Below are 19,082 nucleotides of genomic sequence, written 5' to 3'. Positions count from 1 at the left end.
GGAAAACATGGAAGAACATAAAGAAGAACAAAAATTTGAACTAACCTTACGCATGTCTGAAAATGGAATTGTATGTAATGCACAAGCACTTAAAGACATGTTGCCATCTAAATTAAAGCCTTATAACTACATCGTTACAGCTGAAAACTATGATACTGCTAAGGCAGATAGAGCTAAATTAAATAATCTGTGTAAGGTTTTAAAAAATGCTAGAGACAAGTTTGAAAACACTGATTTGCAAGATTGGAAAACATTTAAAGCAACCATTATGGATATGGAAAAGATGATTACACAAATGGCTGATAATCTAGACAACGGTGTGAAAGATATTGATGATAAAGCACAAGTAGAAAAAATGGATGAAGTAAGAGAATCTTATAACATTGTCGCACAGTCAATGCCTTTGCAAATTCCGTTTGAAAAACTGTATAGCAGAAAGACGTATGATGCTAAGAAATGGACAGTTAAAAAAATCTTAGAAGATTTACAAATTAGAATAGATAAGATTGTACAGGAATGGAAATTAATGGGTGCATATTTGCCTGATGATCCAGCTGACCTAGAACAAGTAAAACAGGTATATATTGACACATTGGATGTTGCTATCGCTAAATCTAAAGCAGACGATCTAAGAGCCATTAGACATAAAATTGCATCACAACAAGCAGAAACTCATGAAGAACCAAAACAAGCACCAGAAACGCCACAAATACCTAACAGTGAACCAAATCTAATGAATGTAGATAAAAAACAGAGAGTAGTTGCGGAGTTTACAGCAACAAGACCATTTTATGATGAAATGAATGTGCTTGTTAAAAAACACAAAGTGGCAGTGAAAGTCATTGAAAGAGAGGATCTATAATGGAAATTAATAATTGCGAAGATTATGTTTTGAGTGAATTACATTTTGCAAAAGAAAAGATTAAGGAATATGAACTGATTATTGAAAATCAAAAAGAAGAACTTAATCGAGTTGTTGGTGAAAAGGAAAGTTCAACTACTGTCAACATCGATAGAAGTAGTGGCATTTTTTATTCCTATATAGTTAGCGAGTATTACAACATGGAAGAATTATTAAAGTTGTATTTTGATGATGATTTCACACTCGATGAAGCTAGAACATTATTAAACGATAGTTCAAAGTTAAAAGAATTAATGCAAACAAAACGTAATTCATGGAGCAATGAAAATAAATTACGTGAAGAAAACTATCAAATATTATTAACCTATGCTGGACGAGAATATGTTGTTTGTATTAGTGAAGAAGATTGTTCTATGCACTTACTTAACGATGAGAGATATTATCACGAAGATAAAAAATCATTAGCAGAAACAAACATGATTGCAAAATTTAAAGAAAACCTTAAGAAATACATCGAAAGTGAAGAAAAGAAATTGGAGGAAAAGAAAGATGGCAGTAAATAACAGTTTATCTAAACAACCAACAAAACAAAAATTTAGTGTTGTATTACAGTCTGATGCAATTCAGAAGTTAATCAACAACACACTTGGCGATCAGAGAAAAGCACAAAAGTTTATTACAGCTATTTCAAGTGCTGTAGCTACTAATCCAGCATTACAGGAATGTGATAGTTTCTCTATTATTAATGCCGCTCTATTGGGAGAAACTTTACGTTTATCTCCAAGTCCACAATTAGGACATTATTACATGGTTCCTTTCAACGATAAAAAGAAAGGCAAAGTAGCAACTTTTGAACTTGGATACAAAGGATATATTCAGCTTGCTATTCGTTCAGGTCAATACAAGACAATTAATGTAATTGATGTTAAAGAAGGTGAATTAAAACACTATGACAGATTATCAGAAACAATTGAATTAGATTTTATTGATGATGAAGATATACGTGAAGAAACACCAACTATTGGATACTGTGCAATGTTTGAAACAATCAATGGTTATCGTAAAACAATTTATTGGACTTACAAAAAGATGTTGTTGCATGCTGACAAGTATTCTATGGCGTTTAGTAAGGACAAATACGAAGCATTGAAAGCAGGTAAAATACCTCAATCTGATATGTGGAAATACTCTTCTTTCTGGTACAAAGACTTTGACGGAATGGCTTTTAAAACAATGCTTAGACAATTGATTTCCAAGTGGGCACCTATGTCTATCGAATCTGTTGAATTGGAAACTGCATTGGCAAATGACATGGCATATAAAGATAAAAACGGTGACGTTTCTTATGTTGAGGAAGATACAGCAGTTAATTATGCAAACGTTGTTGATGACATTGAAGTAACAGAAACGCATGAGCAAAAGGTTGATGATCAAGAACCACAACAGGATTTACTGTAGGAGGAAAATATGAAACTTAAAGAAGCTATGGACAAGTACGGAGAATACGAGGTAAAAGAAGATGAATTGAAGAAAGTTTTACAAGAACCAAAACCTAAAACGGGATGGGATTTGGAAAATGAAGATGTGTATTGGTATATTGATACAAATGGGCATATTATTGAAACCAATTGGTGTGGTATTCTATGTGAAATGGAAACAAGAAAAATAGGTAATATTTTTCTCACTAAGCAAGAAGCTAAATTTGAACGTGAACGCAGAAAAATTGAAACTATTATGCTGAAATATGGTAGAAGAACATTTAAACACTATCGTCACAATTATTGTATATACAGAGGCGCATCAGAAGATAAGATTAATATAACTCTTTGGGAAAATGATAATTATGCTAGTATTTTCTTCGATACCAAGAAATTAGCACAAAAAGCCATTAATGAAATCGGCGAAGAAAGACTGAAAAAATATTATTTTAGAACGGAGGAAGAAAATGAGAAAGGTTAAAAAAAATATACTTGAAATGAACGATGGAGAGATATTTGAAAAAGCTGAATATGAGCATAACAAAATCATGGCAAATATCAATGATCCATCAACTGATGATAAACCTCGTGAGTTAATTGTAAAAATCAAATATGTACCTAATAGAGCGCAAAAAAAGGTAGACATCATACCATTTGTATCTTCTAAGTTAGGTAAAATTGTGCCTATTGGTAAAACAATGTCAATTACACAAATGATTTTACAAGACACTGGAGAAAAAGTAGATGTTTTACAAGAAATCACAGGCGAAGCTGATGGACAAATCAATATCATGGGAGATATTACTGAACCAGAAGTAGTCTTATATGGTATGGATGCAGACAGAGTATTAGCTAAATTAAATGATAAATAAAGGAGAAAAATAAAATGGAAAGAAATGAAAATGCAACAGTTGAGTTTGTAGAAAAGATTAGTGAATTAGTAAAAGCAGAAAATGAACCATTTCATGTTGAAAATGTGTTAGGCAAAACATTTGTTAATAAAAGATGGTATGAAGTAGAAAAAAACAAGCCAGAAATTATGAAGCTTCATTCTCTTAAAAGTTTGGTGGACTTTGTTAAAACTACAGTAGAAAATAATAATTGTAATTTAACTCTACCGCTAGTGATCGAAGCATCTTATACAACTATGTTAGTACATACATCATTAGCTGATGATTCATCAAGAGTAACAATAGCTACTGTAGAGCCAATTAAACCAGATATTAATTTTGGAAGGTTTATTGATATTCATAATTTTATTATTCAATTACAAACATGTTTTGCAGATACTGAAAATAAAAAAATGTTATTAGATACAATTAAATATATTTCTACAGAAGCAAAAGTAGAAACAGTAGATAATGGTATTTCAAATACAGTTACAGCCACAACAGGAGTATCTTTGAAAAAAGAAATTAGTATTCCACCGATTGTAAAACTAGTAGGATACAGAACATACAGAGAAATTGAGCAACCAGAAACTATGTACTTATTGCGTGCTGAAGATGGAGGCAAATTAGCTTTATTTGAAGCTGATGGAGGAGAATGGCAATGTGTTGCTCAAAAAAGAGTTTCTGAATATTTATATAGCGAGTTAAGTGAGCAAATTGATTCAGGGAAAGTAGTTATAATGGGATGATGAAATTTACTGTATTAGGCATTCCAGTAGCAAAAGGCAGACCTAAATTTGCCAAAAGAGGAAACTTTGTAACGTCATATACACCACAAGATACTGTTAATTATGAAAATTTAGTTAGATTATCATATCAACAATCTTGTAATGAACTAAGAGTATTACAGGGAGAAGTGTCAATGAAAATTGACGCTTTCTTCCCAATACCAAAATCTACAAGTAAAAAGAAACATCAGTTGATGGCAATTGGTGCTATACAGCATACAAAAAAACCGGATGCAGACAATGTAGCAAAAGCTATATGTGATGCATTAAACAAAATTGCATATGTTGATGATAGCCAAATTGTATCGTTAGAGGTTAATAAATATTACAGTGATGTTCCTAGAGCAGAAATCACGATCACGGAGGTAAAACATGAGTGAAGCTATATTTGTATCAAAAAACGGAAAATCAAGAATGCAAATTTCAGATGATGAATTTACAATCATTTTTGATGATGATTCATCAATATCATTCCCATTCAATTCGAGTTATGAATTTGTCAATTGGCTTGATGAACAAAATGAATTAATAAATAATTTGTTGAATGAAAATCATGAATTTACAAGCAAATTAAATACTAACAACAAGCAAATGAAAATATTAGAAGAAAATATGAATTTTGAGAAAAATAACGCAAAAGAATTATTACATCAGATTGCTGAAATAAATGTAGATTTTCGTAAAAATAGAGAAGAGTATAATGAACTAAAGAATGATTATAGAGAATCTAAACTAAAAGTGTATAAAAAAGAACAAGAAGTAGAAAGATTGGAAGCTGATTTACACAGTGAGATTAAAAAGTTGATGGATATGTCATTTATTCAACGTTTAAAATTTGCTTTTACAGGAGAATTATAAAATGGAAGCAGATGAATTACAATTTGCTTTATGGCTAATTGAAGATGCAATTGTGAAAAGGCGAGAGCTAGAAGAATATCAAAAAGACCTTGATAATTGCAGAAAATATACATATCACACATGGGAAGAATTTTATGCTAAATGGGATAAAGTACCCACTAAAACTGCTGTATTAGATGATATCAAAATGGCTCGCAGATTATTAAATGTAGCACGAAAAGAAATGGATGGTTAGCATATGGCGGAACGCAGAATGTTTACAAAAAAAATAACGGAAAGCGATGCGTTTTTAGACATGCCAAAATCTACTCAATGTTTGTATTTCCACTTAAATATGAATGCTGATGATGATGGCTTTATCAACAATCCTAAGAAGATACAACGCATGATCGGATGTGGCGATGATGATATGAGATTGCTAATTACAAAAAGTTTTATCATCCCTTTTGAGAGTGGTGTTGTAGTTATAAAACACTGGCTCATGCATAATTTGATACGTAAAGATAGGTATACCGAAACAGATTACGTTGAAGAGAAAAATATGTTAAAAGTTAAGAAAAGTAGTGCATATACGCTCAAAGAGTTAAGCGAAGAAAAGCCTTTAGAATTAGGCTTTGAAGAACATGACAACCAAATGGCAACCATATGTCAACCAAATGACAACCAAATGGCAACCGTTGGTATCCCTAGGATAGGTAAGGATAGGATAGGTAAGGTTAGTATAGTAAAAGAAAAAGATAAAAAAGAAAAGACGTTCGCTTCGCTCATTGCTTGCTATTCTGATAATCCAGAACTTACCGAAGCCTTAACAAATTTTGTTGAAATGCGAAAGAAGATGAAAGGCTATACAGTACATGCATTAGAACTTGGACTTAAACAATTGGATAATCTTGCTTTGGATGATAAAACAAAAACAGATATCGTTAATCAATCAGTTGAAAGAGGATGGAGAGGTCTATTCCCTTTGAAAAATAAAAATAGCAGTAAAGATGATTTTTTGACAAGAGAGGATGAACCGTTTTGACAAAAGAAGAGACAAGGGATGTATTGAGAGTTATTCGTGCATCATATCCACATTCATTCAACAAGATGAGCGTGGATGATAAAAAAGATTTACTAGCTGTATGGTCTGATATGTTTGTCAATGACGATCCTATGCTTGTCATGACAGCAGTTAAATCATACATACGTTCTAATCCCAGTCAGTTTGCACCGTCTGTAGGACAGATTGTTGATTTAATGAGTAAGTTATCAAACCCAAACACTATTGATGCTGATACAGCATGGAACATTGTATATAAAGCATTGAGTAACAGCGGATATCAAGCAAAAGAAGAATTTGCTAAGTTACCGCCAGAAGTACAAGCGGGTGTTGGAAGTCCAGATCAATTAAGAACTTGGGCATTAATGGATGTAAGTGAAGTACAAACAGTTGTTATGTCAATGTTTAAGAAAGGTTATTCAACTAGAATTAAAGAAAAACGTGAATTTGATAAATTACCAGATAATGCAAAAAATCTAATCAGCGGATTAACAGATTCTAAAAAATTAACAAATGGTTAAATAAAAGCGTTTTAAGACGAGTAATTAATTACATGAATATACACTCGTGTTTTGCTAAAACTCGTCTTAGAACGTACAAAAAGTGGCATAGATTGTAAAATTAAGGAAGTGAGAAGATGAAGAACAATAAAAAGCCAGATTATGCAGTTTATGACAAAGATGATAATTTGCAAATAGTTGGAGATTCTAAAGCATGTGCTAAATTTCTTGGAATTACTTTAGGCAGTTTTCGTAGTAGGGTATGTAGAAATAAAAGTGGAAAATGGAATGGTAAAAAGAAAGGAATCGTTGTGAGAATATGAAAGTAAGATTACTTGCTAATGATTCAAAAATACCAAATATAGCCATCATGAAGATATCATCATATCATAAATCACTTGGAGATGATGTTAATTGGTATGACCCAATGTTTGATATGTACGATACTGATATCTTTTATGAGAGCAAAATATTTACATTTAGTCCTGATTTTAATTATTACCCTGTAGGTGCAAAGATATTTCGGGGGGGGACAGGAATAGATGTTAAATCGCAACTACCAACTGAAATAGAAAGTATAACAGAACTTGATTATAGTTTATACCATGATTGTGATTACTCAATACAATTTTTGAGTAGAGGGTGTATAAGAAAATGTCCATTTTGCGTTGTGCCAATTAAAGAAGGAATTATACATCAAGTTAAACCATTAGAATTAAATCCAAATGGTAAATGGGTAATGTTATTGGACAATAATTTATTTGCTTGTCCACAGTGGAGAGAAAACATTGAAATATTAAGGTCATATAATCAACCAATATCTTTTACTCAAGGTTTAGATTTAAGAATTATGACAGAAGAAATGGCTAAAGCATTATCAACTGTAAAAATAAAGCAAGTATATGTTGCATGGGATAATTATGAAGATAAAGATATCGTACTTCATGGCTTGGATATTTTACTTAAATATATTAAACCGTATAAAATAACTTGCTATTGCTTGGTTGGATTTAAACAGCCTTATGTTATTAACGAAGATTTAGAAAGAGTTCTAACTTTAAAAGATTTAGGAGTAAATCCATTTGCGATGGGATACATTGATTTTAACAATCCTCAGTACAAAAAAAGTAAAGAGATTAAAGACTTTTGTAGATGGGTAAATATGAAAGCAACATTTAAATCAGTATCTTGGGATGAATATAAAAAATAATAAAATATTAGAAAGAGATTAAAACATGAAAAAATATAGAGTTAAATATGATTTTAATGAAGAAATTGAAATTGAGGCAGATACAGAAAAAGAAGCAGAAAAAATGGCTTGGGAAATGTTGAGAGAAACAATTCATGAATGTGGATTTGGTGTAGATGTAGAAGAAATCGAAGATGAAGAAGAGGAATAAAAATGGAATATAAAATGGATGAGCAAATATTGCAGAGTGCAATAGATACATACGGTAGCCGATCACAACATGATATGTTGCTGGAGGAAATATCAGAATTACAAAAAGAAATTTGCAAGTATTATCGCAATGTAAATAATGAACCACAAATTATGGAAGAAATGGCAGATGTATTAATCATGATTGAGCAAGTTAGAATGATGCACAAAATTAAAAATGAAGATATACAAAAAGTCATTGATTTTAAATTAGCTAGGTTGAATGGAAGAGTAAATGAAGAAATCGAAAAACGCCATAAAACGTACTGTGATTTAGAACGTGGATATGGCTGTGTGTTTGATGAGTGAGGATAATATTAATGAAATGTAAAGAATGCAAATATTGCCATTATGGTGGAACAGGATTAGCTGGCGGGTATAAATGTAGACACCCAAAACTAGAAGAATGTGCAGAAAAATATGAAAAGAAAACTAATAAAAGAATGACAAAAGCTTGTTGGTATATTGGATTTAAATTGATAAAAACATCATTAAGATATTGCCCTTATAAAATGGAGGAGAACGAAAATGAAGTATAAACATAAAATTGGACTGTTTTTGGCAAGGATGCAACCATTGCATATTGCTCACTTGGATATAATCGAAAAGGCACTTAAAGAGTGCGAAAAGGTGTATGTGTGCTTGGGCAGTGCTAACAAGGTAGATATGCTACGTAATCCGTTTACTATTGATTTTCGTAAGCAGATATTACTAGAAGCGTTGATTGAAAGAGTAGGGGTAGCGGCTACCAGGGTGGATGTGTTTGAAATACCAGACTGGTCATATGAAAATGACACAAATGAAACGATTGAGTGGGGTAGATATTTTTACTACAATGTTGTTTCTCGTATCCAGTCCAAGCGTTTTGCGATTTACTACAATGACGATCCCGCAATTATCAATGGGTGGTTTGACAGTGAAGTAAAAGATTATATCACACTTGAGTTGTTGGATAGATCACAACATTACAATGGGTTATCAGCAACAAAGATAAGAGATGCAATAATTAAAAATAATATGGAGTATGTATGTAAATATTGCCCTACAGCTGTTGTTAAACGCATGGATATTATTAGACCATATTACATCGAGGTTAGTCAAAATCCAAAGCCGGATTTTGCAATGGAGTAAAGTATGATAACACGTATTGTATGGGGATTGGTAACAGGGACAAAGACATCATTAGACGGATTGATTCTAAGATTGGCAAAATATTATGATGACGAAAATTGGCATTTAATAGGCAGTAAACAAAAAGATGAAGAAAAAGTTATTAAATTTTTTCATGATACTATCTGCCATGATATGCCAATGGAAGAATTTAAAGAAATGTGGGATAACGAAGAAATTGAAACTCCGGGAGGAGGTACAGCGATTATCAATCAAAGAAATGTGGAAGTAGTAGAAGTTGTATATGAGGAGAGTGAAGATAAGTGATTAATCGAGCAGTATTAATTGGACGTCTTGCAAAAGATCCAGTCTTAAGAAAAACACAATCAGGTGCAAGCGTAACATCATTTACCGTTGCATGTGATCGTAGAAGTAAACAAGAAGGTCAGCCAACAGCTGATTTCATAAATTGTGTGGCTTGGAATAAAGTTGCTGATAATGTTGCTGGATATATGCATAAAGGCTCTCAAATTGGAGTGGAAGGCAGAATCCAAACACGCAGTTATGATGGAAAAGACGGTAAAAAAGTGTTTATCACTGAAGTTTTAGTTGAGAGTGTACAGTTCTTGGATACTAAATCAAATACACAACAAACTGAAACAAATTGGAACCAACAGGAACAAAGTGATGAACTTGTAATAGATCCTGATGATTTGCCATTTTAAAAGGAGAAATTAAAAAAATGAAGAAAAAAATATTAGCATTAGGTGTATTAGCTACACTTTTGTGTGGATGTGGAAGCAATGGTAAAGTAACACAATATGGTGGAACAAAAGACATTAATATTCCAGATGGATATAAATTTATTAATTACAACATTCAAGATGATGAAATGATTTGGTGTACATATAGACCAATGCATGCGGATGAAAAACCAGAAGTTTACATAGTACAACAAGATAAATCAGGTATTCAATTTACAGGAGATGGAAAATTTATTATCCATGAATGCAAAGACGGTGTTCGTGCTGAATTACCTAAGGAGTAACACATATGAATAAATATCAAGAAGCATTAGATAATTTAAAAGAACCAACAGATGCTTGGTCTAGCTCACAGTTGCAAATGGCTGAAAATTTTGAAGAACCGATAGTTTATGAACATCAAGAAGATATTGACACATTACAAGAATTAGTAGATTTATTTGAAGAAAAATTTGTTTTATGCCCAAAAGGTTGGAAAGGACATAGATACACGAGATATTATTGTCCAAATTGTAAAAAACCAGTTAAAAATGATGATTCACATTGTCATAATTGTGGGCAAAATATTAAGTTCCCAAAAATCGAAGTTACAAACAATAAAGCATATTTAGATTGGAGTGATGAAGATGAATAATGAACAATATGATTTTGCAAAATTGCAATCTAAATTAGATTACTACAAACACGAATACTACAGCGAATGTGATAGAAGTGAAAAACTAGAACGAGCACTTGATAAGGCGTGTGAAAGAATAGCTATTATGTGTCTTACATATACCGATTGCGACGATCCTATTTGCCCATTACAAGAAGACAATTGTCAAAGAGATTGTAAATCTAAAGAAGCTTGGAAAGAGTGGTGTTTGATAGATGAGTGATAATCTGCAAGGCTTTGAACAATATTGCGAACCAGATATGGACTGGCTGCTTAAAGATTATCTATCAAAGGCATATGGTAATTTAGCAGAGGTTAATCGTTTGCTTAGTATCAAATGTACATCTGCAAAAAATCAAATTATTAGATTGATACAAGCATATGGTAAATTGTGCTTTCAAGCAGGTATGCGCTGTCAAAAGAACAGAGAAAGTAAGATTGTAACTGAATGCAACGAAGCACGATACAAAGCAGAGAAGAAAATGCGACAAGGTGTTTATATCACTCGTGAAATGATTGACCTGTGTATAAATGCTGGAATCAAGTCTGATGATCTAGCAAAGACACTAGGTGTTAGTGCTGATAAGATGAGAGCATTTGTAAGGGAGTGTGGATAGTATGGTGGATGATCAAGATATCAAATGCATGAGCAACGTGCTGGAATTGTATTATCATAATTTACACAAGGCGGATGAAATATGGCAAAAGAAAGATGAAAAAGAAGAAAAATTAAAAAATCTGCTTGGTGCAAAAGGAATTTCTTATGGAAGTATAGGTAATGGTTGCTCATGCTCATTTCCTTGTAACAGCAACGAAAAAAACTTGATATTACAGATTGTAGGATATCAGAAAGAAGCAGAGGAATATGAAAGAAATGCTTTGATTTACGATGTAGTAAATAATATAAATTACAGATTACAGCATATTTCGGACAGAAATAAAGATGTGATTTATTATGTGTTTCAGGAAAAACAATCACAAGAATTTATCATGAAAGAATTTAATTTAAAAAACAAAAATTACATATACAAATTAATAAACAAAGCAATTAAAGCGATGTTGGAGGTAAAAATATGAGTAATTTAGATTTTTATGATTTATGTTTACGTTTTATATTTGCGACACTGTCATTAGTTATAATTATGACTTTATTTAAGTCTTATCAGCATTTTAAAGCAATGAAAGAATTAGAGTTGCAAAAAGCATCAATAGAAACCAATGAAAAAGCATTAGAGCAAATGGAAAGAATTAACAGTTTAGTTGAATTAGCAGACAATAACCCAATTATGAAATCAATTTTAGAAGGGATATTAGGAAATGGGCAAAACAGTAACAGATTGGATAAATGATAAATGCTTTATTGTTGATGATTTAATCAATCAATTAGCAAATAATAAAAAGAAGCCTGATTTTATGTATCCGACGATTTGTCAGTATCTAGCAACTGGAAACAGTTATGAAGATATACATACTAGGTTGTTTGAGAACCCAGAAGAAGTTATGGTTTGTTTGGAAAGATACCAAGAAGTAATATCTAAAATCAATTTGATTACTGTTTTTATCCCATCCATTGAAAATTTCTGTATGTTCATGGGTTGGACTGCACAAGTATACAAACAGATGTTAAATGATTCTCCAGAGGACATTAAAGCGGTGATGCAAATGGTAGATGATTTTATCATTGAAAGTCAAATGGCGGCAGGCCAGCTAGGATATAGCAAAGCATCACTTACTAAGTTTAGAAGTCAAATTGCAGGTAATCATGGTCAGAATTTTGTTACACAGAAAGAAGAGAATGATAACAATAAATCAGCTGGTAAAACAAAAAGTCCTGAAGAACTACAACGTGAGCTTGAAAACATGGGATTTAAGATGATTAATCAAAAATAAATGCTAAAATGGTTGATAAAATAAGTATCGTGGTGTATCATAATGGTGTAGATAATAATGATACATCAAGGAGTGATAAATATGTATTATGGATATGTTAGAGTTTCAACAGACAAGCAAGAATTTGATAGACAGTATAAAGCTATAAACGATTGGTGCAATGAAAATAATGTGGTATTGGATAAACAGTTTGAAGATAAGATAACAGGTAAGACTTGGAATCGTAAAGGTTATAATGAATTGAAAGAATTTGTTAAATCAGGAGATACAGTCATTATCAAAGAACTTGATCGCTTAGGAAGGGATTGGGATGGCATAAAAGAAGAATGGAAATGGTTTAGTGACAATGATATTAATGTTATTGTTATTGATATGCCATTACTTGCTAAATCAATTTATGATGGCGATGGTAAGGTAGACCTTAACATGAAATTTATCAAATCAATTGTTTTAGAAACTCTTTGTTATGTGTCAGAAACAGAACGTGTGAAAATCAGTAAGAGAACATCAGAAGCATTACAAGCAAAAAAAGCACAAGGTATTAAGCTAGGGAAACCAATCAACACAGAAAAAGAGTATGATATTAAATCTTTGTATTTAAAAGGCAAAAGTAAATCAGAAATTGCTTTTATACTTGACACCAGCAGGGCACAAGTCAATAGAGTAATTAAAAGATTGCAAGATCGTGGAGAGTTACAAACAGATTAACACCAACACATACCCCATCATAATAAAAACCGCTACAGAAAATTGTAACGGTTTTTTTGTACCCAAAAGTCGCAAACAGTTTGCAACCCGCACATACCCCCTTAGATAAATTGCATGATTTTATAGCTATCACATAATCTTAGAGGTGTTAGATTTACTGGGCATGATGAAAGCCACACGTATATGCACGTGCGTGAACTATTAAGACTTTTTATCTGGAATATCTGAAATATCAAATGTGATCACAGGTTTACCGGTGGTCTTATCGATGAATGCTAGATCTGTACCGGTAAGGTATGCTAATTTGATTAATTCATCCGCTTTAAATGTATTTTTATTTAGTTTTCTGTACATTGCGGGTGGTAATACGTTCAGAATTTCGCAAAATTTAAGTACATTACTATTAGTTAGTTCAAGAAGTGCTTTCACTTTATTTCCAATCATATATATACCTCCAATCGTTTATATTATAACATGCTGTATGATGATAACACAATGGTTATGTTAAATAACACTAAAAATATTAAAAATAACAAAAATGTATAATAAAAGTGTTGACAAACATAACAAAAGTGTTATTATATGGGTGTAGCAAGGGAGCGAGCAACCCACCACGGACGATAAAACGCACCTTGCTACATCGTAAATAAATACTGATCAGTTAATAAATGCCAAGATGAGGCAAGGAGGAAAAGAACATGAATAAAGCAAGAATCGTTAAATCTGAAAATAGTGAATATCCATACAACGTACAAATATTAACTAGCGTTGATGGTAAAAATTGGAATTATTGCGGAAATGGGAAGTTTTGTAAAACATTAGATGAAGCGGAACAGCTAGTTATTAAATTTAATGGCGGTATTACTAGAGAAGAATTTGAAAATAATACATCATGGAAAATGTCTTATGAAGAATTTGTAAAATGTGATTGTACAATTTGTGATAACAAGGAATGTATACATAGACAAGCATTTAGACGTGTGCCACGAATTGATGGTGGCTTGGGTTTATGCCCAAATTTGAAAGGTGGTAAGTAATATGTCAAAAATGGAATATGAACAAATGAAACACGAATTACTACAATTAAAAGAATATGGTTATGAAATATACGCAAGTGATAATAGAGAATATGACTGGTTTTTTGTTGTAACACCTAAACAAAATCTATTGTATATCAAAAAAGGCTATTTATTCGGGTTTAATGTTTATTTGGAATATATCCCGTCTATTAAATATGGCTCTTGTTGTACATGTAATGATAATGATGAAGATGTGAGAAACATAGACTTGCAAACAATTCAAAAACTAGAAAAAAAAGGGTTAGACTTTGCGCATGAATTAGGTGCTCAACTCTATAAAAACATAGAACAAGCAAAAAAACATATTTGGAAGTTTGAAGAATTTAAGAAATTATAGGAGTAAAAAAACATGATCCCAACACAAAACATCATATTTATTTACGTGATGTACAGAATAACCAGAACAATGTTAGAAGTAGCCTTTGAAAAGGCAGAAAAGAGGAGAATTGAAGATGAAAGAAAATGATTTAACGTACGTTTATGAAGCAACAGCAAGAGAAGAGTTATCAATCGATTACGAAGGCTCTAATTATCTCGTAATCTATGGCACCCACATAAATGGTGGATGGTTTGCAATCATTAATCATGGCGTAAGTGGCAATTTAGCAGGATTTGACGATGTGCATTACAACGAAGAGCAAATAGGCATGGCGCTGAATAATTATGAAGTAGGGAATAAAATAGCAATTGTGATCGCGGCGTTCGATGAAATGAATAAAGAAATAGAAATGAAAAATGAGAAATTAAGTGAGGATGAAAAAATGAAAAGAATAGAAGAAATCAGACAGAATTTAGATAGTTATTTATATGAAGTATATTCATTTGATGAATATTATGCAATCATAGATAGTTATGAAATCATTCAATTTTATAACGATGATAACGAACATTTAGGTTGTATCGTAACGGATGATATGGCAAGCTGTATATTTGATATATTGCACGGAGCCGACCCAATCAATGATGGATGGGAAGACGGTACAGGTCAAACGCTGACATTAGATGGGTGGCATTAAAACGTAGTTTATTAAATCTACATAGTATATTTATTATTATTGTTATTGATGTTATAGTATATTTATAAATACTATGTAGTATTGGATATATAGTACCATGTAAAGGAGGTATAAATCGAGTGTTTATAATTAGATTGATCAGCAGTATATTAGGTGGCATAGTAGGATTGTTCACTGGATTGTTAAAGCACAGATGATGGATATAAATAGATATTAGCCAGATTGATTATTAAAATTGATCTGGCTTTTATTATGTTTTTATAAATATTGATTCATTCTTATTCTTTTTGTATTTCATGGTTTTGATTGATATGAGCAATGTTAAATATATCTTTGAGTTTATACATGTGATTGTGGTATGTGGTCTTATACGCAATGTTTATAGGTGCTATGATGATATAGTAGTGGTATGGAGATGATGTTATATGTTGATTACATTATATTTGTGTATGATATGATGATACAAGTTGCTTTTATGTGTGCATGTATAGTGGTAGGTGGTATGATAGGTCATACGGTCATTATAGGCGTTGTTTGTATCTATGTATATATTTGTATTAGGTCATTAAATACGGTGCCTTGTATGGTGGCATATGGTCGTGGTATGTGGCTATGACGTAGTATATATCATATGTTTATTATAACTACTATGTATATTAATCATTAATGTTATTGTTATGTTATGTGTTATATAATATACTCTAGTATTGGATATATACAGAGGATGAGAGTTTGAGAGTTGAGGAAATGGATGGAGTAAGAACAGTTCACATCACAATATGTACGTACAAATAAATATAATAAGGTCATTATCACATAATTAAACGTGGTTATTATGGTACAATTTATTAACATAGTTTAGTTATTGTATCATATACGAACGTTTAAGATACATTGATACAGCTTATATTATAGATACAAGCATACCCCACCCCTATTTCAAATCAATGCATGGGGGCTTACTTACCCCACCATTCCACACGAAAAAAATTTCAATTCCATGTATATTTCAGCATTTTGAAACCATTAAATCTCTGATTTTAACCATAAAACGGTAGATATCAATAGATATATCGCACCAAAAAAAGTAAAAAGTATACTTTTAATCTTGACAAAAGTGTGCTATAATACGCGTGTAAGATGGAAGTGGCTAAAAAGGTCGCTTCCATTTTTACGTAAAGAGCATCCGCGTGCTCGTGTTTGGTATCTGGTACGTTCCTGCTAGGTATTGAATTTTCAACTAGGTAGCAACACCTAAAAGATTGCAAAACGTTAGCGGTAGGAAATTCTACATGAACCTATTTGCTGGGCATCCAATTGGGTGCCTTTTTTAATTTATTTCTATAGGCAGTTCCATAACCGTGTGCAGGGGAACGATCAACTATGGCCATCGCACAAAAAAACGAAAGAAGAGACTGGGTTCTGATGGTTTAAAATCTTCAACAAAGTGTGCTATACGCACAGCAACAGGGAGAGAACCTCCCTTTTTATTTATACCTATGGTGTAATGGTAACATGACAGTCTCCAAAACTGTTGTTCTCGGTTCAAGTCCGAGTGGGTATGCCAAATAAGATATGACATCATAGATTAGATTTCAACTATGGTTTCACTCGCATAATAGAGTGATGTGGCAGGCAAAAGGGTTTTTCATGTTTTTCCTTTCGGTGTATCCTCCAATCTACTTTTACAATCAAAAAAAGTCCTGCAAAATACAAAAAAGCTATACAGTACATATCGCCTTGTCTGTATAGCAAACATCGTGATATAGCTCAATGGCAGAGCGGGTGCCTTATAAGCGCTTGATTCTTGTTCAATTCAAGGTATCACGACCATTAATTGAAATAGCCAGTAAAAATATAAACGCAAAGTGATGAGAAACGAGGTGGAATTATGATTAAAATAGGTACTAAGATAAAATTAAGACCAAATATGTTGTACAAGGACGATCCTGAAAAAAGTGAGAATGTCGGATATGGCGAAAATGAATTTGGCAAGTATCAGCAGTTACAAATTTTAGATTTAAACAAATCGGCGGATGGAAAGAATAAAACTGGATTTATATACGTTCGCATTTTTTCAGAACTCCCAATGTTGCCTGATGATGAAGTAGTTGTGAAAGATATTTTGTTTATTCAGCGAAAACGTAATATCGTTGTTGTTGGAATAAAAATTGAAGAAAACACCCCTTATAGTATTCCTGAACCAGAACCTAATGAAGATGCAACATTTGACTTTTAGGTAAGATGATGCAAGATGTATCAAAATTAGTATATGAATACAAAATGGTGTTTCTTCGCACCAATTTTTCAAATGTAAGACTGATGTATAATGTCGCATCTAATCTTTATGATGCAATGATCTTGCAATATGAATATTGTGAATCCATTAATAACGTTAAACAACAGCATAGGATATGTGAATTAGCTGATACTGTAATAATGCCAAAACTTAGAGAGGCAATATTAAAGACCAAGAGTGAATCGTTAGCAAATGATTTACATGCATTGCATAAATTATACTTTGCTTTATCATCAAGGCGTATACTTAAAAATTTTGCTTTGTACATAGAGCAATACAAAAATAAAAAAGTATGGGATAAAACAATGGAAACCGTTGAAACCATGTTTTATTATGCTGATATATTTGCTGTTTCAGATAAATTAAACATGATGCGTGCTTCTCTTATGCCTTCAATGGGAAAGTCATATTTTGGAAATCTATTTGTTGCTCAAAGTTGCGGTAATAACCCGAACATACAGATATTACGTATCACATATGCAGATGATCTATGTATTACTACAACTAATCAGACGAGAGCAATCATCAATTCAAAAGCGTTCAGAGAAATATTCCCAAGGTATCAGAAATACCAAGGAGATAATATTTTTAGAAGTGCTACAAAATATCATTTTTGTATGGCTGACAGTGAAGATGAATATAATCTGTTTGCTGTTACAAGGGAAGGGCAATCAACTGGAAAACGTGCTCATATCTTGATGATAGATGATTTGCTAAAAGATGATTCAGAGAGTTATAACAAGACGTTACATAAGAAAATGGTTGACCGTTATGAATCCACATGGAGTTCTCGTGCTGATGGAGATAACTTAAAAGTCATGTTACTTGGAACGATGTGGGCGGACACAGATTTACTAAATGTTATGTATGATCGTGCATTGGAAGATGATGAACTTGTACCTAGTGATAAATATAAATACACTGAACTTACAAAAACTGGAACAGCAGTTTTTATTGGTATACCTGCACTTGATGAAAATGATGAATCTACATGTCCTAAACGATATTCGTCATTAGCATTGAAAAAGAAACGTTCTCATATGAGTAGATTTCTTTGGATGTGTGTGTATCAGCAAGATCCTATATCTCCTGAAGGACTGGAATTCGACTGGGCAAATTTACAACAATGGGATACGTTTCCAGAGGTTACAAAAGAAGTTGTTAGATATGCTAGTTTGGATCCCGCAAGAAAAGGAAAGAACTATGTGTCAATGCCTATCTTATACAAGTATGATGATTTGTATTATGTAAAGGATTGGCTTTATAAAAAGAAGTCAATGGATGAATTGTATGACGATATCGCAGATAAGATAGTTGAACACCAACTTAGTTATCTGGTAATCGAGAACAATACAGATACATCACTTAAGTATGTAATAGAAGAAAAGTTGAAGCAGCGGAGATATTTCGGCTGTACGATTATAGAAAAGTTCTCTAGTCAAAACAAAGAACAGCGTATCAAAGATAACCAGGGTTATATTCGCAATAATATTGTTTATCCAAAGAAAGGCTTGTATTCCAGTAATACTGATATAGGCAAGGCTATGGATGATCTTACTGCATTTAGCTTTGAATATCCTAACAAATTTGATGATTCTCCTGATAGTGTCGGATTGTTTGTTATGGAATTTGTAAAAGAAAGTGGAAAGCCAGCGCGGGTACAAACATTTAATCGTTATACACTTGGAATATAGGAGGTGATGAA

34 protein-coding genes and 2 tRNA genes are annotated in these 19,082 nt (G+C 32.3%); 35 read left to right on the top strand and 1 reads right to left on the bottom strand.

Going from position 1 to position 19,082, the window contains the following annotated elements:
* Positions 1-7: 7 nt before the first annotated feature.
* From DW114_RS02565 to DW114_RS02440, 27 genes are all read left to right on the top strand, one after another.
* Positions 8-862 (top strand): DUF1351 domain-containing protein, encoded by an 855-nt coding sequence (locus DW114_RS02565; RefSeq protein ID WP_117452118.1) that lies wholly within the window; start codon positions 8-10, stop codon positions 860-862.
* Positions 862-1,425, top strand: a complete 564-nt coding sequence (locus tag DW114_RS02560) for a hypothetical protein (protein WP_117452116.1) — start codon at positions 862-864, stop codon at positions 1,423-1,425. The genes DW114_RS02565 and DW114_RS02560 overlap by 1 nt, the downstream gene beginning before the upstream one ends.
* On the top strand, positions 1,412-2,320 hold the full coding sequence (locus DW114_RS02555) for a recombinase RecT (RefSeq protein ID WP_117452114.1): 909 nt from the start codon (positions 1,412-1,414) through the stop codon (positions 2,318-2,320). The genes DW114_RS02560 and DW114_RS02555 overlap by 14 nt, the downstream gene beginning before the upstream one ends.
* Positions 2,321-2,329: 9 nt before the next feature.
* Positions 2,330-2,821, top strand: a complete 492-nt coding sequence (locus DW114_RS02550; RefSeq protein WP_117452112.1) for a hypothetical protein — start codon at positions 2,330-2,332, stop codon at positions 2,819-2,821.
* Positions 2,808-3,212 carry a hypothetical protein gene (locus tag DW114_RS02545; protein ID WP_117452110.1) on the top strand — a complete coding sequence of 135 codons (405 nt, stop codon included), beginning with the start codon at positions 2,808-2,810 and terminating at the stop codon, positions 3,210-3,212. Before DW114_RS02550 ends, DW114_RS02545 begins: the two co-directional genes overlap by 14 nt.
* Before the next feature lie 14 nt (positions 3,213-3,226).
* Positions 3,227-3,979 (top strand): hypothetical protein, encoded by a 753-nt coding sequence (locus tag DW114_RS02540; protein WP_117452108.1) that lies wholly within the window; start codon positions 3,227-3,229, stop codon positions 3,977-3,979.
* A complete protein-coding gene (locus DW114_RS02535) occupies positions 3,976-4,398 on the top strand; it encodes a RusA family crossover junction endodeoxyribonuclease (protein ID WP_187426206.1) in 423 nt (140 codons plus the stop codon). Before DW114_RS02540 ends, DW114_RS02535 begins: the two co-directional genes overlap by 4 nt.
* Positions 4,391-4,876: a hypothetical protein gene (locus DW114_RS02530; RefSeq protein ID WP_117452106.1), complete on the top strand. Its 486-nt coding sequence runs from the start codon at positions 4,391-4,393 to the stop codon at positions 4,874-4,876. The genes DW114_RS02535 and DW114_RS02530 overlap by 8 nt, the downstream gene beginning before the upstream one ends.
* 1 nt (position 4,877) lies before the next feature.
* Positions 4,878-5,111: a hypothetical protein gene (locus DW114_RS02525; RefSeq protein ID WP_117452104.1), complete on the top strand. Its 234-nt coding sequence runs from the start codon at positions 4,878-4,880 to the stop codon at positions 5,109-5,111.
* Positions 5,112-5,114: 3 nt separating this feature from the next.
* On the top strand, positions 5,115-5,900 hold the full coding sequence (locus tag DW114_RS02520; protein WP_117452102.1) for a phage replication initiation protein: 786 nt from the start codon (positions 5,115-5,117) through the stop codon (positions 5,898-5,900).
* Positions 5,897-6,439 carry a replicative helicase loader/inhibitor gene (locus DW114_RS02515; protein ID WP_117452100.1) on the top strand — a complete coding sequence of 181 codons (543 nt, stop codon included), beginning with the start codon at positions 5,897-5,899 and terminating at the stop codon, positions 6,437-6,439. The genes DW114_RS02520 and DW114_RS02515 overlap by 4 nt, the downstream gene beginning before the upstream one ends.
* A gap of 116 nt (positions 6,440-6,555) precedes the next feature.
* Positions 6,556-6,741 carry a hypothetical protein gene (locus DW114_RS02510; protein ID WP_117452098.1) on the top strand — a complete coding sequence of 62 codons (186 nt, stop codon included), beginning with the start codon at positions 6,556-6,558 and terminating at the stop codon, positions 6,739-6,741.
* Positions 6,738-7,628 (top strand): hypothetical protein, encoded by an 891-nt coding sequence (locus DW114_RS21575; protein WP_117452096.1) that lies wholly within the window; start codon positions 6,738-6,740, stop codon positions 7,626-7,628. Before DW114_RS02510 ends, DW114_RS21575 begins: the two co-directional genes overlap by 4 nt.
* 25 nt (positions 7,629-7,653) lie before the next feature.
* Positions 7,654-7,818: a hypothetical protein gene (locus DW114_RS21220; protein WP_158552165.1), complete on the top strand. Its 165-nt coding sequence runs from the start codon at positions 7,654-7,656 to the stop codon at positions 7,816-7,818.
* A gap of 2 nt (positions 7,819-7,820) precedes the next feature.
* Positions 7,821-8,165 carry a hypothetical protein gene (locus DW114_RS02500; protein ID WP_117452094.1) on the top strand — a complete coding sequence of 115 codons (345 nt, stop codon included), beginning with the start codon at positions 7,821-7,823 and terminating at the stop codon, positions 8,163-8,165.
* 11 nt (positions 8,166-8,176) lie between these two features.
* Positions 8,177-8,395, top strand: coding sequence for a hypothetical protein (locus tag DW114_RS02495; protein WP_117452092.1), 219 nt, complete (start codon positions 8,177-8,179; stop codon positions 8,393-8,395).
* Entirely contained in the window at positions 8,385-8,987 is a 603-nt protein-coding gene (locus DW114_RS02490) for an adenylyltransferase/cytidyltransferase family protein (RefSeq protein WP_117452090.1), read from the top strand. Before DW114_RS02495 ends, DW114_RS02490 begins: the two co-directional genes overlap by 11 nt.
* Positions 8,988-8,990: 3 nt before the next feature.
* Positions 8,991-9,293, top strand: a complete 303-nt coding sequence (locus tag DW114_RS02485; RefSeq protein ID WP_117452088.1) for a hypothetical protein — start codon at positions 8,991-8,993, stop codon at positions 9,291-9,293.
* A complete protein-coding gene (locus tag DW114_RS02480; protein WP_117452086.1) occupies positions 9,290-9,691 on the top strand; it encodes a single-stranded DNA-binding protein in 402 nt (133 codons plus the stop codon). The genes DW114_RS02485 and DW114_RS02480 overlap by 4 nt, the downstream gene beginning before the upstream one ends.
* Before the next feature lie 17 nt (positions 9,692-9,708).
* A complete protein-coding gene (locus DW114_RS02475; protein WP_117452085.1) occupies positions 9,709-10,014 on the top strand; it encodes a hypothetical protein in 306 nt (101 codons plus the stop codon).
* Positions 10,015-10,019: 5 nt separating this feature from the next.
* Positions 10,020-10,364 (top strand): zinc ribbon domain-containing protein, encoded by a 345-nt coding sequence (locus tag DW114_RS02470; protein ID WP_117452083.1) that lies wholly within the window; start codon positions 10,020-10,022, stop codon positions 10,362-10,364.
* Positions 10,357-10,608 carry a hypothetical protein gene (locus tag DW114_RS02465; RefSeq protein WP_117452081.1) on the top strand — a complete coding sequence of 84 codons (252 nt, stop codon included), beginning with the start codon at positions 10,357-10,359 and terminating at the stop codon, positions 10,606-10,608. Before DW114_RS02470 ends, DW114_RS02465 begins: the two co-directional genes overlap by 8 nt.
* Positions 10,601-11,002 carry a hypothetical protein gene (locus DW114_RS02460; RefSeq protein WP_117452079.1) on the top strand — a complete coding sequence of 134 codons (402 nt, stop codon included), beginning with the start codon at positions 10,601-10,603 and terminating at the stop codon, positions 11,000-11,002. The genes DW114_RS02465 and DW114_RS02460 overlap by 8 nt, the downstream gene beginning before the upstream one ends.
* Positions 11,003-11,039: 37 nt before the next feature.
* Positions 11,040-11,462, top strand: a complete 423-nt coding sequence (locus DW114_RS02455) for a hypothetical protein (RefSeq protein WP_147322607.1) — start codon at positions 11,040-11,042, stop codon at positions 11,460-11,462.
* Positions 11,459-11,734, top strand: coding sequence for a hypothetical protein (locus tag DW114_RS02450; RefSeq protein ID WP_117452075.1), 276 nt, complete (start codon positions 11,459-11,461; stop codon positions 11,732-11,734). Before DW114_RS02455 ends, DW114_RS02450 begins: the two co-directional genes overlap by 4 nt.
* Positions 11,703-12,275, top strand: a complete 573-nt coding sequence (locus DW114_RS02445; protein WP_117452073.1) for a hypothetical protein — start codon at positions 11,703-11,705, stop codon at positions 12,273-12,275. Before DW114_RS02450 ends, DW114_RS02445 begins: the two co-directional genes overlap by 32 nt.
* 81 nt (positions 12,276-12,356) lie before the next feature.
* The gene (locus DW114_RS02440) at positions 12,357-12,983 is read left to right on the top strand and encodes a recombinase family protein (RefSeq protein ID WP_158552166.1); all 627 of its coding nucleotides are present in this window, start codon (positions 12,357-12,359) and stop codon (positions 12,981-12,983) included.
* A gap of 201 nt (positions 12,984-13,184) precedes the next feature.
* Here DW114_RS02440 and DW114_RS02435 read toward each other — a convergent pair whose 3' ends face one another.
* The gene (locus DW114_RS02435; RefSeq protein WP_117452069.1) at positions 13,185-13,427 is read right to left on the bottom strand and encodes a hypothetical protein; all 243 of its coding nucleotides are present in this window, start codon (positions 13,425-13,427) and stop codon (positions 13,185-13,187) included.
* Between the two features lie 254 nt (positions 13,428-13,681).
* Between DW114_RS02435 and DW114_RS02430 the strand changes: the two genes are divergently transcribed.
* From DW114_RS02430 to DW114_RS02395, 8 genes are all read left to right on the top strand, one after another.
* Positions 13,682-14,020, top strand: coding sequence for a hypothetical protein (locus tag DW114_RS02430; protein ID WP_117452067.1), 339 nt, complete (start codon positions 13,682-13,684; stop codon positions 14,018-14,020).
* A 1-nt stretch (position 14,021) separates the two neighbouring features.
* Positions 14,022-14,399: a hypothetical protein gene (locus DW114_RS02425; protein WP_117452065.1), complete on the top strand. Its 378-nt coding sequence runs from the start codon at positions 14,022-14,024 to the stop codon at positions 14,397-14,399.
* 115 nt (positions 14,400-14,514) lie between these two features.
* A complete protein-coding gene (locus DW114_RS02420) occupies positions 14,515-15,078 on the top strand; it encodes a DUF6618 family protein (protein WP_117452063.1) in 564 nt (187 codons plus the stop codon).
* Positions 15,079-15,493: 415 nt separating this feature from the next.
* Positions 15,494-15,694 (top strand): hypothetical protein, encoded by a 201-nt coding sequence (locus DW114_RS02415; protein WP_117452061.1) that lies wholly within the window; start codon positions 15,494-15,496, stop codon positions 15,692-15,694.
* A gap of 877 nt (positions 15,695-16,571) precedes the next feature.
* Positions 16,572-16,645, top strand: a tRNA-Trp gene (locus DW114_RS02410).
* 192 nt (positions 16,646-16,837) lie between these two features.
* A tRNA-Ile gene (locus DW114_RS02405) sits at positions 16,838-16,911 on the top strand.
* 58 nt (positions 16,912-16,969) lie between these two features.
* The gene (locus DW114_RS02400) at positions 16,970-17,317 is read left to right on the top strand and encodes a hypothetical protein (RefSeq protein WP_117452059.1); all 348 of its coding nucleotides are present in this window, start codon (positions 16,970-16,972) and stop codon (positions 17,315-17,317) included.
* 8 nt (positions 17,318-17,325) lie between these two features.
* Positions 17,326-19,071, top strand: a complete 1,746-nt coding sequence (locus tag DW114_RS02395) for a hypothetical protein (protein WP_117452057.1) — start codon at positions 17,326-17,328, stop codon at positions 19,069-19,071.
* Positions 19,072-19,082: the final 11 nt, after the last annotated feature.

It is taken from the genome of Absiella sp. AM09-50 (genome assembly GCF_003433845.1).
GTDB classification, from domain to species: domain Bacteria; phylum Bacillota_I; class Bacilli_A; order Erysipelotrichales; family Erysipelotrichaceae; genus Hoskinsella; species Hoskinsella hominis.
Note: the sequence above shows the minus strand (reverse complement) of the source record. Positions and strands in the feature narration are given on the sequence as shown.

Bases quoted from the DNA above. Each gene is read 5' to 3' on its own strand.
- DW114_RS02565 (WP_117452118.1), top strand. From the start codon at position 8: ATGGAAGAACATAAAGAAGAACAAAAATTTGAACTAACCTTACGCATG.
- DW114_RS02560 (WP_117452116.1), top strand. From the start codon at position 862: ATGGAAATTAATAATTGCGAAGATTATGTTTTGAGTGAATTACATTTT.
- DW114_RS02555 (WP_117452114.1), top strand. From the start codon at position 1,412: ATGGCAGTAAATAACAGTTTATCTAAACAACCAACAAAACAAAAATTT.
- DW114_RS02550 (WP_117452112.1), top strand. From the start codon at position 2,330: ATGAAACTTAAAGAAGCTATGGACAAGTACGGAGAATACGAGGTAAAA.
- DW114_RS02545 (WP_117452110.1), top strand. From the start codon at position 2,808: ATGAGAAAGGTTAAAAAAAATATACTTGAAATGAACGATGGAGAGATA.
- DW114_RS02540 (WP_117452108.1), top strand. From the start codon at position 3,227: ATGGAAAGAAATGAAAATGCAACAGTTGAGTTTGTAGAAAAGATTAGT.
- DW114_RS02535 (WP_187426206.1), top strand. From the start codon at position 3,976: ATGATGAAATTTACTGTATTAGGCATTCCAGTAGCAAAAGGCAGACCT.
- DW114_RS02530 (WP_117452106.1), top strand. From the start codon at position 4,391: ATGAGTGAAGCTATATTTGTATCAAAAAACGGAAAATCAAGAATGCAA.
- DW114_RS02525 (WP_117452104.1), top strand. From the start codon at position 4,878: ATGGAAGCAGATGAATTACAATTTGCTTTATGGCTAATTGAAGATGCA.
- DW114_RS02520 (WP_117452102.1), top strand. From the start codon at position 5,115: ATGGCGGAACGCAGAATGTTTACAAAAAAAATAACGGAAAGCGATGCG.
- DW114_RS02510 (WP_117452098.1), top strand. From the start codon at position 6,556: ATGAAGAACAATAAAAAGCCAGATTATGCAGTTTATGACAAAGATGAT.
- DW114_RS21575 (WP_117452096.1), top strand. From the start codon at position 6,738: ATGAAAGTAAGATTACTTGCTAATGATTCAAAAATACCAAATATAGCC.
- DW114_RS21220 (WP_158552165.1), top strand. From the start codon at position 7,654: ATGAAAAAATATAGAGTTAAATATGATTTTAATGAAGAAATTGAAATT.
- DW114_RS02500 (WP_117452094.1), top strand. From the start codon at position 7,821: ATGGAATATAAAATGGATGAGCAAATATTGCAGAGTGCAATAGATACA.
- DW114_RS02495 (WP_117452092.1), top strand. From the start codon at position 8,177: ATGAAATGTAAAGAATGCAAATATTGCCATTATGGTGGAACAGGATTA.
- DW114_RS02490 (WP_117452090.1), top strand. From the start codon at position 8,385: ATGAAGTATAAACATAAAATTGGACTGTTTTTGGCAAGGATGCAACCA.
- DW114_RS02485 (WP_117452088.1), top strand. From the start codon at position 8,991: ATGATAACACGTATTGTATGGGGATTGGTAACAGGGACAAAGACATCA.
- DW114_RS02475 (WP_117452085.1), top strand. From the start codon at position 9,709: ATGAAGAAAAAAATATTAGCATTAGGTGTATTAGCTACACTTTTGTGT.
- DW114_RS02470 (WP_117452083.1), top strand. From the start codon at position 10,020: ATGAATAAATATCAAGAAGCATTAGATAATTTAAAAGAACCAACAGAT.
- DW114_RS02465 (WP_117452081.1), top strand. From the start codon at position 10,357: ATGAATAATGAACAATATGATTTTGCAAAATTGCAATCTAAATTAGAT.
- DW114_RS02460 (WP_117452079.1), top strand. From the start codon at position 10,601: ATGAGTGATAATCTGCAAGGCTTTGAACAATATTGCGAACCAGATATG.
- DW114_RS02450 (WP_117452075.1), top strand. From the start codon at position 11,459: ATGAGTAATTTAGATTTTTATGATTTATGTTTACGTTTTATATTTGCG.
- DW114_RS02445 (WP_117452073.1), top strand. From the start codon at position 11,703: ATGGGCAAAACAGTAACAGATTGGATAAATGATAAATGCTTTATTGTT.
- DW114_RS02440 (WP_158552166.1), top strand. From the start codon at position 12,357: ATGTATTATGGATATGTTAGAGTTTCAACAGACAAGCAAGAATTTGAT.
- DW114_RS02435 (WP_117452069.1), bottom strand. From the start codon at position 13,427: ATGATTGGAAATAAAGTGAAAGCACTTCTTGAACTAACTAATAGTAAT.
- DW114_RS02430 (WP_117452067.1), top strand. From the start codon at position 13,682: ATGAATAAAGCAAGAATCGTTAAATCTGAAAATAGTGAATATCCATAC.
- DW114_RS02425 (WP_117452065.1), top strand. From the start codon at position 14,022: ATGTCAAAAATGGAATATGAACAAATGAAACACGAATTACTACAATTA.
- DW114_RS02420 (WP_117452063.1), top strand. From the start codon at position 14,515: ATGAAAGAAAATGATTTAACGTACGTTTATGAAGCAACAGCAAGAGAA.
- DW114_RS02415 (WP_117452061.1), top strand. From the start codon at position 15,494: ATGATGTTATATGTTGATTACATTATATTTGTGTATGATATGATGATA.
- DW114_RS02400 (WP_117452059.1), top strand. From the start codon at position 16,970: ATGATTAAAATAGGTACTAAGATAAAATTAAGACCAAATATGTTGTAC.
- DW114_RS02395 (WP_117452057.1), top strand. From the start codon at position 17,326: ATGCAAGATGTATCAAAATTAGTATATGAATACAAAATGGTGTTTCTT.